The organism is Mycolicibacterium boenickei, assembly GCF_010731295.1.
GTDB lineage: Bacteria > Actinomycetota > Actinomycetes > Mycobacteriales > Mycobacteriaceae > Mycobacterium > Mycobacterium boenickei.
Map to the genome: position 1 here is coordinate 2,663,506 of NZ_AP022579.1, position 13,902 is coordinate 2,677,407.

Below are 13,902 nucleotides of genomic sequence, written 5' to 3' on the forward strand. Positions count from 1 at the left end.
TCACTCGAACAGCGTCGAACCCCAGTATCCCGACGCGTCACCGTCACGCAGCCCGGGCGGGCAGGCGAAGATGGCCGTCCCGGTGTGGGTGATGTACTCGTTGAGCGCGTCCTTGCGGCCCAGTTCCCGCTGCATCGGGATGAATTGCTTTTCGGGGCTGCGCACGAACGCGATGAAGAACAGGCCCGCATCCAGGTGCCCGAATCCGTCCGAGCCGTCGGTGAAGTTGTAACCGCGGCGCAGGATCTCGATGCCGCCCAGGTGCTCCGCCGAGGCCAGCCGCACGTGCGCGTCCACGTCGATCTTCGGATTGCCCTTGCCGTCGGTGATCTCGAAATCGAGCTCGTCGAACTCCTGCTGCAGTCCGTTGGGGGCGCCGCTGCCCTTCTGCCGCCCGATCACCCGTTCCTGCTCCAGAAGTGTGGTGCGGTCCCAGTTTTCGATGCGCATCCGGATGCGGCGGGTGATCAGATAGCTGCCGCCGGTGAGCCAGGCAGGCCCGTCGCCCTCGGCCACCCAGACGTTCTTGTCGAGCAGGTCGGTCTGATCGGACTTGAGGTTGTTGGTTCCGTCCTTGAACCCGAACAGGTTTCGTGGGGTGGCCTGGTCCCGGGTGGTCGAGGAGGTACGGCCGAACCCCAGCTGCGAGTACCGCACCGCGACGGTGCCGAACCCGACGCGGGCCAGGTTACGGATCGCGTGCACCGCGACCTGCGGATCGTTCGCACATGCCTGCACACAGATATCGCCCCCGCAGCGGGCCGGATCCATGGTCTCGTTGGGGAACTTCGGCAGGTCCTTGAGTTCGGCGGGCTGCTTGTCGGCGATGCCGAAGCGGTCCTTGCCGTCCTTGCGGAAGAACGACGGCCCGAATCCGATGGTCAGGGTGAGCTGCGAGGCCGGCAGGCCCAGCGCCTCACCGGTATCCGACGGCGGCGCATACGGATTGCCGTCCACGGCGCCGCCGACCTCGGTCTCCTCGCCGCGCGTCATCCGCTCGGCCATCTGGGTCCACTGCTTGAGCAGGGCGATGACGTCGTCGCGGTTGTCGGTGGTGACGTCGAAGGAGCAGAAGTGCATGCGGTCCTGCGCCTCGGTGATGATGCCGGCCTGCCGGTCGCCGCGGAAGGGCACCGGCCCCTGCAGGGCACCGTGCGGAGTGCTGGCCGCAGAAGCCCGGCCGGCCAGCGCCCCGGCGCCGGCCGCACCGACTACCGCTGCGGTGACCCCGGCGGCGCCGAACAGCTTGCGCCGGGAGAACCCGGCGGACTGCTCGGCACCCGGGGTGGATTCCGGAGAATCACTGCTTGGCGATGACACCTTGCACCTGGCTCACTTCTTTGCTCAGCGCGTCGATGGCGCGCGACAGTTCCTGACGTTGCGGCTCGGTCACCTTGTCGTAGGAGACGAATCCGTCGCCGTCACGATACTTCTCCAGCAACTTCTCGACATCGGCGAACCGCTGGTCCACCCGCTTGCCCAACTCGGCGTCGCGCTCGTCGAGGATCGGTCGCACGGACGCCACCGCGGTCTGCGAGCCCTCGACGTTGGCCCGGAAGTCCCACAGGTCGGTGTGGCTGAAGATGTCCTCTTCGCCGCTGATCTTGCTCATCGCGATTTCGTCGAGCAGACCCTGTGCGCCACCGGCGATCTGGGTGGAGTCGATGGTCCAGTCCGGTGCCTTGACGCCGGCCTGCAATTCCTTGACGTCGGCGATCAACTGGTCGCCGAGTGCGTTGGCGTCGGGCTGCAGGCCGGTGACCCACAGCTGCTTCTCCAGGGCGTGGAACCCGGTCCACTTCTGCCCGGGCTCGAGGTCGGCCTCGCGCAGGTCGACTCGCGGGTCGAGGTCGTTGGGGAAGGATTCGGCGACCGGCTCGATGCGCTCCCAGTACACGCGCGAGGTCGGGTAGAGCGCCTTGGCCTTGGCGACGTCCTTGGCCTTGACGGCGGCGACGAACTCCTCGACCGCAGGCACCAGTGCGTCGACCTGGCTGTTCACGTACCGCTTGTAACTGTCGGCGGCTTCCTTGAACTTGCCCTCGGTGTCGACCTTGACGGCCTCACCGGTCACCTCGAAGTTGCCGCGGATGCCTTCACCGACCATGCCGGGGCGGCACGAGGTCTGGTAGGTGCCCGGCTGGGTGAGCTGAACGATCAGCTGGCGCTTGAGCCCGGGGGAGATGTTCTCCACCTCGCCCATCACCCGCTCGCCCTCGCCGTAGACGTAGAACTCGGTGACCTTGTTGCCGCTGTTGGTGACGACGAACGTGCTCGGCCCGGTCGTCGCGGTGGTGCCCGACAGCTTGCACTCGGTGTCGGAGGCGTCGACGGTGATCTGAGCGCCCTTGGCGCCGTCACCGCTTGCACTGCCGCCGTCGGCCTCCTTGGCCTGGCAGGCACTCAACGAGATGCCGGCCAGCACCGCGGCGGTCGCCGCGAATCCGGTCTTGACGGCAGGGGTCATCTTCACTTGGTCGACCTTTCGGATGCGGTGGAGGTCTCCGGCTCGACGGTCGGCTCGGAGGAAGTCTCGGGCGAAGTCGCAGCACTGGCCGCCCCCGGGGTCCGGATCGGCTTCAGGAACAGCGCCAACACCACGACGATGTAGGCCAGCCACGCCCCGAACTGCAGCACGGTCGGCGTGGGATCGATGTTGAAGACGCCCTGGATGATCTCGCCGTACCAGGCAGACCAGTCGAACGCACCGCTCATGTCGAAGGCCTTGGCGCTGAGCCCGGGGATCCAGCCCACGGTCTGCAGTGCCTTGATGCCGTAGGCGAGGATTCCGGCCGCCACCACGATCAGGAAGATGCCGGTGTACTTGAAGAACTTCGCGAGGTTGATCCGGACGGCGCCCGCATACATGCCGTAGGCGATCGCCGCGGCGATCAGCACGCCGATGATCAGGCCCGTCAGCGGCCACAGCGTCTCGGCCTCGGCGTAGCCGACCATGAACAGCGCGGTCTCCACGCCTTCACGGCCCACCGCCAGGAAGGCCAGCAGCGCCACCGCCAGGCCGCCCGTCTGCAGCGCCTGCGACATCTCGCTACGCAGCTCGCCCGACATCGAGGCCGAGGCCCGTTTCATCCACAGCACCATGGTGGTGACGATGACGACGGCGATCAGCGAGGCGATGCCGGCGATGGCTTCCGCGCCGAGTCCGCTGATGGTGTTCTCGCCGAACTGGATCACCAGGAAGACCGTGACGGTCATGGCGATCGCGGCGCCGACACCGAGCCACACCCATTTGAGGGCGTCCCGGCGTTCGGATTTGACCAGAAACGCGACCAGGATCGACACGACGATGGCGGCTTCGAGACCTTCCCGCAAACCGATCAGGCCACTGCCGAACACCTGTGACGTGACGTTGGACGCGGCCAGCGTGCTGGTCGGAACGTCCGAGATGGCAGTCATCAAAGCGTCCTCGTTCGACCGGGGTGAAATCACCACAAAAAAGCGTAAGCCTTGCCTTGCCATAGCAAGGCGTGGCTCACCTTAGCAGGGGGGTCTGTGGGTCGATCCGACTTCACCTGGCGTTCTTGTGCCACGGACCCGTCGCTCGTCGCGTTCATAGGCGCGCATGCGACGATGGCGAATCAGATATAGCGGGGTTGAGGGAGTCCGGTGTCGCCAGTGCGTTGGCTGCGGGCTGTCGCCGTAATTGCTGCGACAGCGCTGCTGTTGGCATCCAGCTGTTCGTGGCATCTGGGGACCCCAATTCCGGAGGGTGTGCCGCCGCCGGCCGGGGATCCGGTGCCCGCGATCGACACCTATGCCAAGGGCAGACCCGCAGATCAGCTGACCGAGTGGGCCGCGAAGCGGGCTCCCGCGCTGGGCATGCCGGTCAACGCCCTCGAGGCCTACGCCTACGCCGCGCGCGTCGCCCAGGTGGAGAACCCGAACTGCCAGCTGGCGTGGACCACGTTGGCCGGCATCGGCATGGTCGAGAGCCATCACGGCACCTACCGCGGGGCGATGATCGCGCGCAACGGTGACGTCACCCCGCCGATCCGCGGCGTGCAGCTGGACGGCACCTCCGGCAACCTGCACATACCCGATACCGACAAGGGCAAGCTGGACGGGGATCCGCTGATGGACCGGGCCATGGGGCCGATGCAGTTCATCCCGGAGACGTGGGGGCATTTCGGGGTGGACGCCAACAACGACGGTGTGGTGAGTCCGGACAACTTCGACGACGCGGCGCTCTCGGCGGCCGGGCTGCTGTGCTGGTACGGCAAGGACCTGTCCACCCCGAGAGGCTGGATGAAGGCGCTCAAGGCCTACAACAACTCCGAGCAGTACGCCCGGATGGTCCGGGACTGGGCGACGGCATACGCGGCCGGCCACGGCTTGTGACACGTCGAGTGACCCGAGTGACACGCCCAAACACGCCGTCGCCCGCGCCACGATCTACTCTCATCCCTACACGCAGGACTCAATAAGGAGAAGCCAGTGCCCATCATCGAGCAGGTTGGAGCCCGCGAGATCCTCGACTCCCGTGGCAACCCGACGGTCGAGGTCGAGGTGGCCCTGACCGACGGCACGTTCGCCCGGGCTGCGGTGCCGTCGGGTGCGTCGACCGGCGAGCACGAAGCGGTGGAGCTGCGTGACGGCGGTTCCCGCTACGGCGGCAAGGGCGTCGAGAAGGCCGTGGAAGCCGTGCTCGATGAGATCGCCCCGGCGATCATCGGCCTGGCCGCTGACGATCAGCGCCTCGTCGACCAGGCGCTGCTGGATCTCGACGGCACGCCCGACAAGTCCCGGCTGGGCGCCAACGCGATCCTCGGTGTCTCGCTAGCGGTGGCCAAGGCCGCGGCCGACAGCGCCGCGCTGCCGCTGTTCCGCTACCTCGGTGGCCCGAACGCGCACATCCTTCCGGTGCCGATGATGAACATCCTCAACGGCGGTGCCCACGCCGACACCGGGGTGGATGTCCAGGAGTTCATGGTCGCCCCGATCGGCGCGCCGTCGTTCAAGGAGTCGCTGCGCTGGGGTGCCGAGGTGTACCACTCGCTCAAGTCCGTGCTGAAGAAGCAGGGGCTGTCCACCGGTCTCGGCGATGAGGGCGGCTTCGCCCCCGACGTCGCGGGCACCAAGGCCGCGCTGGACCTGATCGCGGTCGCGATCGAGGCCACCGGGTTCAAGCTCGGCAGCGATGTGGCCCTGGCGCTGGACGTCGCTGCCACCGAGTTCTACACCGACGGTACGGGTTACGCCTTCGAGAAGGAGACGCGTACGGCCGAGCAGATGTCCGAGTTCTACGCCGGCCTGATCGACGCCTACCCGCTGGTGTCGATCGAGGATCCGCTGTCCGAGGACGACTGGGACGGCTGGGTCGCGCTGACCTCGGCCATCGGTGACCGGGTCCAGCTGGTGGGCGACGATCTGTTCGTCACCAACCCGGAGCGCCTGGAGGACGGCATCGAGCGTGGCGCGGCCAACGCGCTGCTGGTGAAGGTCAACCAGATCGGCACGCTCACCGAGACGCTGGATGCTGTTGCCCTGGCGCACAACAGCGGTTACCGCACCATGATGAGTCACCGCTCGGGGGAGACCGAGGACACCACCATCGCCGACCTCGCGGTCGCGGTGGGCAGCGGTCAGATCAAGACCGGTGCCCCGGCCCGCAGCGAGCGCGTCGCCAAGTACAACCAGTTGCTGCGCATCGAGGAAGCGCTCGGCGACGCCGCGCGCTACGCGGGCGATCTCGCGTTCCCGCGGTTCGAGGCCAAGTAACGCAGGCGTCTGCGTACCAGCAAGTCGATGCCCGAAGCGAAGCGGCCCGATCCGAAGCGACGGTCCCCGGCCTCCCGACCCGGTAAGCCGGGCAAGGCCGGGGAGTCGAATCGGCCGCGCGCTTCACAGCCCCGTCGCCGGGCGGCTGAATCGCGTCCGGCGCAGGCCGATCCGGTGGCCGAGGAGAAGGTCACCAAAGCCATTGCGGTGCAAGCTCAGCAGCAGGCCGAGCTGCAGTCCGAACAGCGGTTCGGGTCGACGGCCCGCCGGGCGGCCATCCTGGCCGCGGTGGTGTGTGTGCTGACCCTGACCATCGCCGGGCCGGTTCGCACCTACTTCGGCCAGCGCACCGAGATGAAACAGCTCAAAGCCACCGAGGAACGGTTGCGGGCCCAGATCGCCGACCTGGAGCAGCAGAAGGTCAAGCTGGCCGACCCGGTGTACATCGCCGCCCAGGCCAGGGAACGGCTGGGCTTCGTCATGCCCGGTGACACCCCGTACCAGGTGCAGTTGCCGCCAGGGGCCATGGTGTCCGACCCGGGGACGCCGGTGCTTCCAGGGTCGACGGTGCCCGCAGGGCAGCCCTGGTACACCTCGCTGTGGCACACGATTGCCGATGAGCCGCACGGGGTTTCGCCGACCATCGGTGGGCCGCCGGCACCTGGTGGGCCTGCTCCCGGCGGGCCTGTTCCGCCGCCGCCCGCCCAGCCCTCCAGAGGTTCCAATGGTTGATCCCGCCGACATCGAGGCCGTGGCGCGGCAATTGGGACGTGAGCCGCGCGGAGTCCTCGAGATCGCCTATCGCTGTCCCAACGGCGAGCCCGGGGTGGTCAAGACCGCGCCGAGACTTCCTGACGGCACGCCGTTTCCGACGTTGTACTACCTGACACATCCGGCGCTCACCGCGGCCGCCAGCCGGCTGGAATCCTCCGGGTTGATGCGGGAGATGTCCGAGCGGCTGCTGAACGACGAGGAGTTGGCCGCGGCGTATCAGCGGGCGCACGAGTCGTATCTGGCCGAGCGGGACGCGATCGAACCGTTGGGCACCACGTTCACCGGCGGCGGCATGCCCGACCGGGTCAAGTGCCTGCACGTGGTGATGGCCCACTCGTTGGCAAAAGGCCGCGGGGTCAATCCCTTTGGCGATGAGGCGCTGGCGCTGCTGGCCGTCGAGCCGGCGATGGCCGGAATCCTGGATCGTGAGGTGTGGGTTTGAGTCGGGTCGGCGCAATTGACTGTGGCACCAACTCGATTCGTCTGCTGATCACCGACATGGTGGACGGCGAGCTGCGCGACGTGCACCGCGAGATGCGGGTGGTCCGGCTGGGGCAGGGCGTCGACGCCACGGGCCAGTTCGCTCCGGAGGCGTTGGCGCGCACCGAATCCGCACTGGCTGACTATGTGGCTCTGATGGCTCGGCATTCGGTGACCGCGGTGCGGATGGTGGCGACCTCGGCGGCGCGCGATGCCGGTAACCGCGACGAGTTCTTCGCGATGACCGCACGGCTGCTCGGCAAGGTGGTACCCGGATCGGTGGCCGAGGTGATCACCGGTACCGAGGAGGCCGAGCTGTCGTTCCGCGGTGCGGTCGGTGAACTTGACTCCGCCGCTGGGCCTTTCGTTGTCGTCGACCTGGGCGGCGGCTCGACCGAACTGGTGCGCGGTGGAGCTGCCGTAGAGGCCAGCTTCTCGGCCGACATCGGCTGTGTCCGGTTGACCGAACGGTGCCTGCGCTCCGACCCGCCCACCGCGGACGAGGTGGCGCAGGCGCGGGCGGTGGCCCGTGACGGCCTGGCCGAAGCGCTGCGGGTGGTGCCGGTCGAGGGGGCGCACACCTGGGTGGGTGTGGCCGGGACGATGACGACGCTGTCGGCGCTCGCGCAGCGCATGACCGAATACGATCCTGAGGCAATCCACCTGTCCCGCATCGGATTCGATGAGCTGCTCGCGGTGTGCGAGCGATTGATCGGGATGACCAAGGCCGAACGTCTGGCGCTCGGGCCCATGCATGCCGGCCGGGCCGATGTGATCGGCGGCGGCGCGATCATCGTCGAGGAGTTGGCGGCAGTGCTCGGTGATCGGGCCGGCATCGGCGAACTGGTGGTCAGCGAGCACGACATTCTCGACGGCATCGCGCTGTCGATCGCCTGACACGCTCTCGAAAACGCCTCTGCGCGCGCCGTTTTCTACCGCAGGGTCGTGAGACCACGCGATCGGCGGCCCAGGTGTAGAAAGCGATGAATGCGCGGGTGGTGGCGGCGCGCCGTTTTCTACTGGAGGGTTGTGAGACCACGCGTTCGGCAGCCCAGGCGTGGAAAGCGGCGAATGCTCGGGCACGCGCAGGGCCCACACAAAAACAACGGCCGAACGCGGTTGCCCGCGTCCGGCCGTTGCCGTGACTACTTAGATCAGGACACAGTCCCGTGGTTGCTCGCCGGCGCGACCGCGGGGGCCGGGGCGGGCGTGGTGACGACCGGCTGGGTGCCGGCCGGGACCAGCGCCGGCTCGGTGGCCGGAGCAGCCGGAGCCGGAGCACCCGGTGCCGGAGCAGCCGGAGCGGCGGGAGCACCCGGAGCCGGGGCAGCCGGAGCGCCCGGAGCAGCGGCGGGGGCACCCTCAGCCGGCGGCATCGCGGTGGCGGCGTTGCCGGCACCTGCGGCGGCCGGGGCCGGGACACCCTCGGAGACCGGCGTGCCGTGCGCGACCGGAGTCGACTCGGCGGCCGGAGCGCCCGGTGCCGGAGCGGCCGGAACCGCTTCGGTGCCGGCCGGGGTGGCGGCAGGAGCGCCCGGGGCCGGGGTGGCGGCGGGCAGGTCCGTCGCGCGGCTACCCGCACCGGTGCCGGCCGGGGCAGCCGGGACGGCAGCGGGCGCGGGAGCCGGGGATGCCGCTGCGGGAGCGGCGGGGGTGGCACCAGCCGGGGCTGCGGCCGGCGCGGCCGGGGTAGCAGCCGGGGCAGCGGCGGCGGGGGCCTGACGCTTGGGCGCACCGGCGGCGGGGGCCGCGGCCGGGGCAGCGGTCTTGTTCCACACCAGGACGTCGTTGCCACCGGCGTTGTAGACGACGGAGGTCGGCTGCTCACCGGTCACGTCGAAGTAGATCTTGCCGCTGGTCTTCTGGCCCTGGGCGAGGGTGGCAGGGTTGACGCCCTGGGTGCTGGGCACCTGGAAGAGCGCGCGGTAGTTCTGGCCGTCGGCGGCGCGGATGTTGAAGTTGGAGACGATCGGCGTCACGGAGCCCTGGAGGGCCTCGTTGGTCGCGGTGACCTCCCACAGGGTGCCGCGCGGCGCGTAGTTGATGGTGTCGGTGCTGGGCTTGAGGTCGGTCACAGTCCAGACCTGGGTGCCACCGTCCAGCTTGCCCTGGCCGCCGAGCGCAGCGGTGGTGACGGCACTGTCGTCGGCGTCGGCGAGCGCCATCGGGGCGCCGGCGACGATTGCCGCGGCGGCAATAGCCGCTCCGGCAAAGGCCGTACTGATATTCGTCATCTTCAAGGCATTCACTCCTGACTGATCCAAAAAAGAGTTGGCAGGCCCCCGGCAGTGGGACACCCACTTCATGGGAAGTTAGCAGCTTAAGAGGACGGTTAGGAACACTAGTTCACAGTTTCTGCCATCGGCGCCTGGCAGAAAACCGTGTTGACCTGGGTCCCGAGCTCTCTGGTCTGGTCCGATGTGGAGGTGACCAGCCTGTTCGGCGCCTCATTGAATCTCGATGAGCGGTAATGCCCGCCCCGCCGACAGGGACAGCCGCTGACGGCCGAGGGCCGGCCAGGCTTGCACGGCGCAGAACGGTGCGCACTGGTCGTGAGTCGAGTCCGGCTGCCCGGATCGGGTGCCGACGTGCACGCAGCACTGGATCAGGCGCTCCTCGATCATCGTGGACATGTCCATGAACGGCTTGACGGTCAGTCGGACCACGCGCTCGCCCAGCAACCGTCGGATCTTGCGGCGGCGCCCGGGCAGGGCCGAGGACGCCAGCGTCAGCAGGGTGCCCATCCCCAGGTCGCAGCTCTCGCAGATGGCACGCCACACGTCACCGATCTGTGGATGCGACAGCGAGGACTGCTCGGAGAGCAGCCCGAGCAGTGACTCCTGCACCGCCATCCGGAGCTGACGGGGGAGCTCGGTGTCGGCGATGCGATTGGAGACCAGGCCCAGCTTGTCCTTGAGGCTTTCGGTGCCGATCAGAGATACCAGCGAGCGCCACTGGTCGCTGTCGTCGCGGATCAGGTAGCCGACCGAACAGCAGTGCGGGTGCGAGCACGGCAGCGCGGTGAGGTCCCGCCAGGTGACGGCGTCGCCCGTTTGCGGACCCAGCCGCCTGAGCACCCCGGTGTGGGTGAGCCGGTTCATCGGGTCGATCGCACCGGAGCGGCCGGACCCGAACTGCGGCTGGATGGTGAGCCCGCCGACATACGGGGTGTCCAGGGCCAGCCGGACCATGTCGCCGATCTCGTCGTCGTTGACCCCCAGCGCACAGGTCATCACCAGGGTGGTGAAGATCTCCCGCTCGGAGAGCCGCCGTAGGGCTTGGTCCTTGGTTCTGCGCAGGTCGCCGCCGCGGTGGTGACGGTGCGCCTGCTCGGACAATCCGTCGTACTGCAGGTAGACCTCGACGCGTTCGCGGTGCGTGGTGAGCAGGTCGAGTAGCCCGTCATCGTTGGCGATGCGGACTCCGTTGCTGTTGATCAGGATTCGGGTGATCGGCCGGGCCACCAGCTGGTCGAGCAGCTCGGTCAGGTCCGGGTGCAGGGTCGGTTCGCCCCCGCTGAGCATCAGGACATCGAGCCGGCCGTTCTCGCGGGCCAGCCGCTGGTCGACGTTGGCGAGGATGTGGGCGGTAGGCACCACATGGCGCAAATCCGGTGAGCTGTCGGTGAAGCAGGTGGGGCAGCGCAGGTTGCAGGTTTCGGCGATGTCCTCCAGCAGGATGCAGGTGTGCTGGGTCTGCATCTCGGGCAGGCCGCGCAGATAGGCCGACGGTATCGGGTCGAAGTTCCCCGCGACGTCGGGGACGTGGGCCTTGGTCGGGGCGGTCCACTCCTCCAGATACGACAGGATCTCCGGATCTTCGTCGTACAGGGTGCGCACCAATCCGTGTGTGCGGCAGCCGCGTTCGAGCCAGACCTGCCCGTCGCGCTCGATCAGCATCCCCGACAGCCGCGTGACGTCGGCCAGCGGACGCTCGGGCGCCTCGTTGTGGCAGTGCGGGCAGAAGGCGGTGACGTACCGGTGCAGTCGGTCGCCACGCAACCCCATTCCGGTGCTCACAGCGCGTACAGCTCCGGGTTGACGCCGGTGCAGAACCCCGCGGTGAACAGCGAAACCAGCGCCCAACCGACCATCAGCCCGATGCCGAGACCTTTCGCGGTCGGGTTCTTCGACAACAACATCAGGGTCCCGCCGCCGAAGGCTATGAGGGCCAACAGCACTGCGGCACCGCCCAGCACCGCATTGGGACTGCCGCCGGCGCTGTCGGTGGCCCCGGCACCCATGAAGGCGAGGAAACCGATCACGAGGTTGAGCGCGGCGTAGATGATCGGGCCGAGGATCACCATGGCCACAGAGATGCGCCGCTGCGGTTGTTGCGGTGGGCCGTACGGATATCCCGGCGGATACGGGTACACCGGGTAGCCCGGAGGCGGGGGCGGTGGTGGCGGCGGTGCGGGTGGGTCGCCGTGGTAGGCGGGTGGAATCCATTGTGGTTCAAAGCTTTGAGGACCGAACTCCGGTGGAACGGAGCCATGCGGAGGCGTGTCGTCAGGTGGGCCGGGCGGTGTCGTCATGCGGGCACCTCCTGAGAGTGGGCTGGTTTGCGATAGTACCCGCGGCGGTAGCCGTACCACAGCCGAAATCCCAGGATCAGCAACGACGGCAGCAGGAACCATTGCGGGCGGGTCAGATCCAGCCACACCGTCTCGTTGGCCCGGACGAACTCGACGAAGAAGCGGAACACCGCGTAGCCGGCGACGTAGAGCACGAACAGCTCCCCGGGTCTGCCGATGCGGGGGCGCAGCCACCACAGCACGGCGAATGCGAGGAGTTGGAAGGCGATCTCGTAGAGGAACGACGGGTGCATGGCGACTCCGGCGACACAGCCAGGGCATTCGGGGGTGTCGGCAGGCGCGTGGATCCCCCAGGGCATGGTGGTGGGCCGGCCGGGGGCTTCGGTGAGGTGGCAACCGATCCGGCCGATCGCCATCCCGAGGGCGACCGCGGGGGCGAACAGGTCGCCGGTCTTTCCGCGGTAGCCGCCGAGCCGTTTGGCGATGAGCACCCCGAGATAGGCGCCGAGCAGCCCGCCGAGAATGCTGCGCGAACCGAACTGCCACGCCTGAGCCAGCGTCGGATTGGCACTGAAGTCCAGGTGACGCACCCACCCGGTCAACCTCATTCCGATCGCGCCACCGATCAGCGCCCCGGCAGCGGCGACCACGGACTGCTCGTTGACCGCCCCGCGCCTGCGGGCCTCGGACACGAACACCAGCAACGCGGCGGACACCCCGAGGGCGACGAACAGGTTGTGCACGCCGACGCTGAGAGGCCCCAGGTGCCACTGCGCAGTCACCAGCCGAACCTAACCCGCGGCCGGTTCACCCGGCCAGCGATAGTCCGGCGGCCACCGCGAATCCCAGCACGGCCGCCAGTCCGGCGTTCTCGCCGGCCTTCTCGGTGGCCTCCGGGATCATCGAGCCCACCAGCATGACCAGCAGCGCACCGGCAGCGAATCCGTTGATCCCGCCCTGCAATTGGGCGCCCGCGACATTCTGCAGTTGGTAGCCGCCGACGGTGGCCACCGCGCACAGTGCGGCGATCGCGGCCCACCCGCCGACGATGCGGCGGGTGGGTTCCCCGGCGGATCGCATATCGCTGGCGGATCCGATGGATTCGGGAAGGTTCGACACGAAGATGGATACGACCAGCGCCAGGCTGACGCCTGCGCCGGTCGCGATGCCGATGCCGAGCGCGGCCTGCTCGGGAATGCCGTCGAGCAGGGCGCCGAGTAGCAGCGGCAGTCCGGCGGTCTGGGTTCCGTTGCGGCCCAGTCGATCTACTGCCTTGTCCGCGAGATAGAACACCACGGCCCCGATGGCCAGGCCGAGTGCCACGGCCCACCCGCCGCTGGCCCGGAAGCCTTCCTCGGCGAGCTCGAAGGAGATGCTGGAGATGAGCGCGCCGGCGCCGAAGCCGAGGACAAGGCCGACGAGGCGTTGATTCCAGTCCCGGACCACACCGGCGACCGCGCCGATGAGAAGTGAGGATGCGGCGACCAGGCCCCAGGTCAGTGCGGTGAGCACAGGCGCAGCATAAGCCAGCGCGGGCTCAGAACCGCGGAAGCGGGGGCGGCGGTGAGAAATATGACGAAGCGCGAGATCGCACGACCGATCGGTGCGATCGATGAGGTTATGGCCCGAGGATCAGTCGGCGTCGGGGCTAGGGGTGGTGACCTGTCGCCGGTTGCCCGGACGACAGGCCACCGACGGCGTCAGCGCCGCGCGTTGCAGTTCGGGGGGTTTCCGCAGTGGTGGCCACCGTCGCAGGCATTGCAGCGACAGGTGCAGGATCCCTTGGTTGCCATGCGCATCGTTGTTCAACTCCTCACTGTTCGGGTGCCGCCGGAAGGTCGACAGCAAACTCCCGAGTATGGGTGGACATCAACATATAACGACTTAACAATAGTTCGGCCCACCGTGAAAATAAAGGATTCCGGCAATGGCGCGCGTTTTTGCCACGCGACGTGTTTCGGGGCGGCGTTCTCAGATGAACACTGCGTGAAACTCTTTGGCCGCAGCCGACTTAGGGGCTCAGGCCGAGGTGTCGCGCGCGCCGAGTCGGAGGTGCTCGATGTGGTAGACGGCTTCGTCGAGCAGTTGCGCCACATGGCTGTCGTAAAGCCGGTACACGATGTTGCGGCCGGTCCGGTCGCCGGTCACGAGGCCCAGCGCCCGCAATAGCCGGAGCTGGTTGGAGACCGCGGGCTGTTCCATGCCGACCGCAGCGGATAGCTCTGTCACCGAACACGGTGATTCCCGCAGCCGGGTCAGGATCAGCAATCGGTTGGGGGAGGCAAGGGCCTGCAGGGTCTCGGCGACCTTGGCGGCAGCGGCCGCATCGAGCGATGCCGCGGGCGTCGCGCGTCCCTCAACTCCGTGACCCATGG

The 13,902-nt window shown here is 68.2% G+C and carries 14 protein-coding genes; 5 read left to right on the forward strand and 9 right to left on the reverse strand.

Features of this window, described 5'->3' with window-relative positions; genetic code table 11:
• From efeB to efeU, 3 genes are read right to left on the reverse strand one after another with little or no spacing between them, the layout of a single operon-like run.
• On the reverse strand, positions 1–1,320 hold the full coding sequence (efeB, locus tag G6N57_RS12660) for an iron uptake transporter deferrochelatase/peroxidase subunit (protein WP_077742813.1): 1,320 nt from the start codon (positions 1,318–1,320) through the stop codon (positions 1–3).
• Positions 1,301–2,473 (reverse strand): iron uptake system protein EfeO, encoded by a 1,173-nt coding sequence (efeO, locus tag G6N57_RS12665; RefSeq protein WP_077742814.1) that lies wholly within the window; start codon positions 2,471–2,473, stop codon positions 1,301–1,303. The genes efeB and efeO overlap by 20 nt, the downstream gene beginning before the upstream one ends.
• Positions 2,470–3,417, reverse strand: a complete 948-nt coding sequence (gene efeU / locus G6N57_RS12670) for an iron uptake transporter permease EfeU (RefSeq protein WP_077742815.1) — start codon at positions 3,415–3,417, stop codon at positions 2,470–2,472. Before efeU ends, efeO begins: the two co-directional genes overlap by 4 nt.
• A gap of 210 nt (positions 3,418–3,627) precedes the next feature.
• Here efeU and G6N57_RS12675 point away from each other — a divergent pair, with 210 nt between their 5' ends.
• From G6N57_RS12675 to G6N57_RS12695, 5 genes are all read left to right on the forward strand, one after another.
• Positions 3,628–4,359, forward strand: a complete 732-nt coding sequence (locus G6N57_RS12675) for a lytic transglycosylase domain-containing protein (protein WP_077742816.1) — start codon at positions 3,628–3,630, stop codon at positions 4,357–4,359.
• A gap of 96 nt (positions 4,360–4,455) precedes the next feature.
• Complete coding sequence (gene eno / locus G6N57_RS12680) at positions 4,456–5,739, forward strand: phosphopyruvate hydratase (RefSeq protein ID WP_077742817.1); 1,284 nt, start codon at positions 4,456–4,458, stop codon at positions 5,737–5,739.
• 27 nt (positions 5,740–5,766) lie between these two features.
• Positions 5,767–6,471 carry an FtsB family cell division protein gene (locus G6N57_RS12685; RefSeq protein WP_077742818.1) on the forward strand — a complete coding sequence of 235 codons (705 nt, stop codon included), beginning with the start codon at positions 5,767–5,769 and terminating at the stop codon, positions 6,469–6,471.
• Positions 6,464–6,955, forward strand: a complete 492-nt coding sequence (locus G6N57_RS12690; protein WP_077742819.1) for a DUF501 domain-containing protein — start codon at positions 6,464–6,466, stop codon at positions 6,953–6,955. Before G6N57_RS12685 ends, G6N57_RS12690 begins: the two co-directional genes overlap by 8 nt.
• The gene (locus G6N57_RS12695) at positions 6,952–7,890 is read left to right on the forward strand and encodes a Ppx/GppA phosphatase family protein (protein WP_097926461.1); all 939 of its coding nucleotides are present in this window, start codon (positions 6,952–6,954) and stop codon (positions 7,888–7,890) included. The genes G6N57_RS12690 and G6N57_RS12695 overlap by 4 nt, the downstream gene beginning before the upstream one ends.
• A gap of 257 nt (positions 7,891–8,147) precedes the next feature.
• Here the strand turns inward: G6N57_RS12695 and G6N57_RS12700 are convergent, their stop codons facing one another.
• From G6N57_RS12700 to G6N57_RS12725, 6 genes are all read right to left on the reverse strand, one after another.
• The gene (locus G6N57_RS12700; RefSeq protein ID WP_235680588.1) at positions 8,148–9,227 is read right to left on the reverse strand and encodes an MPT63 family protein; all 1,080 of its coding nucleotides are present in this window, start codon (positions 9,225–9,227) and stop codon (positions 8,148–8,150) included.
• Positions 9,228–9,440: 213 nt separating this feature from the next.
• Positions 9,441–11,000, reverse strand: coding sequence for a radical SAM protein (locus tag G6N57_RS12705; protein WP_077743235.1), 1,560 nt, complete (start codon positions 10,998–11,000; stop codon positions 9,441–9,443).
• Positions 11,001–11,008: 8 nt separating this feature from the next.
• A complete protein-coding gene (locus G6N57_RS32035; RefSeq protein WP_235652695.1) occupies positions 11,009–11,527 on the reverse strand; it encodes a hypothetical protein in 519 nt (172 codons plus the stop codon).
• Positions 11,524–12,309, reverse strand: coding sequence for a prolipoprotein diacylglyceryl transferase (locus tag G6N57_RS12715; RefSeq protein ID WP_077742820.1), 786 nt, complete (start codon positions 12,307–12,309; stop codon positions 11,524–11,526). The genes G6N57_RS32035 and G6N57_RS12715 overlap by 4 nt, the downstream gene beginning before the upstream one ends.
• Before the next feature lie 25 nt (positions 12,310–12,334).
• On the reverse strand, positions 12,335–13,039 hold the full coding sequence (locus G6N57_RS12720) for a ZIP family metal transporter (RefSeq protein WP_077742821.1): 705 nt from the start codon (positions 13,037–13,039) through the stop codon (positions 12,335–12,337).
• Between the two features lie 507 nt (positions 13,040–13,546).
• Complete coding sequence (locus G6N57_RS12725; protein ID WP_077743237.1) at positions 13,547–13,900, reverse strand: ArsR/SmtB family transcription factor; 354 nt, start codon at positions 13,898–13,900, stop codon at positions 13,547–13,549.
• Positions 13,901–13,902: the final 2 nt, after the last annotated feature.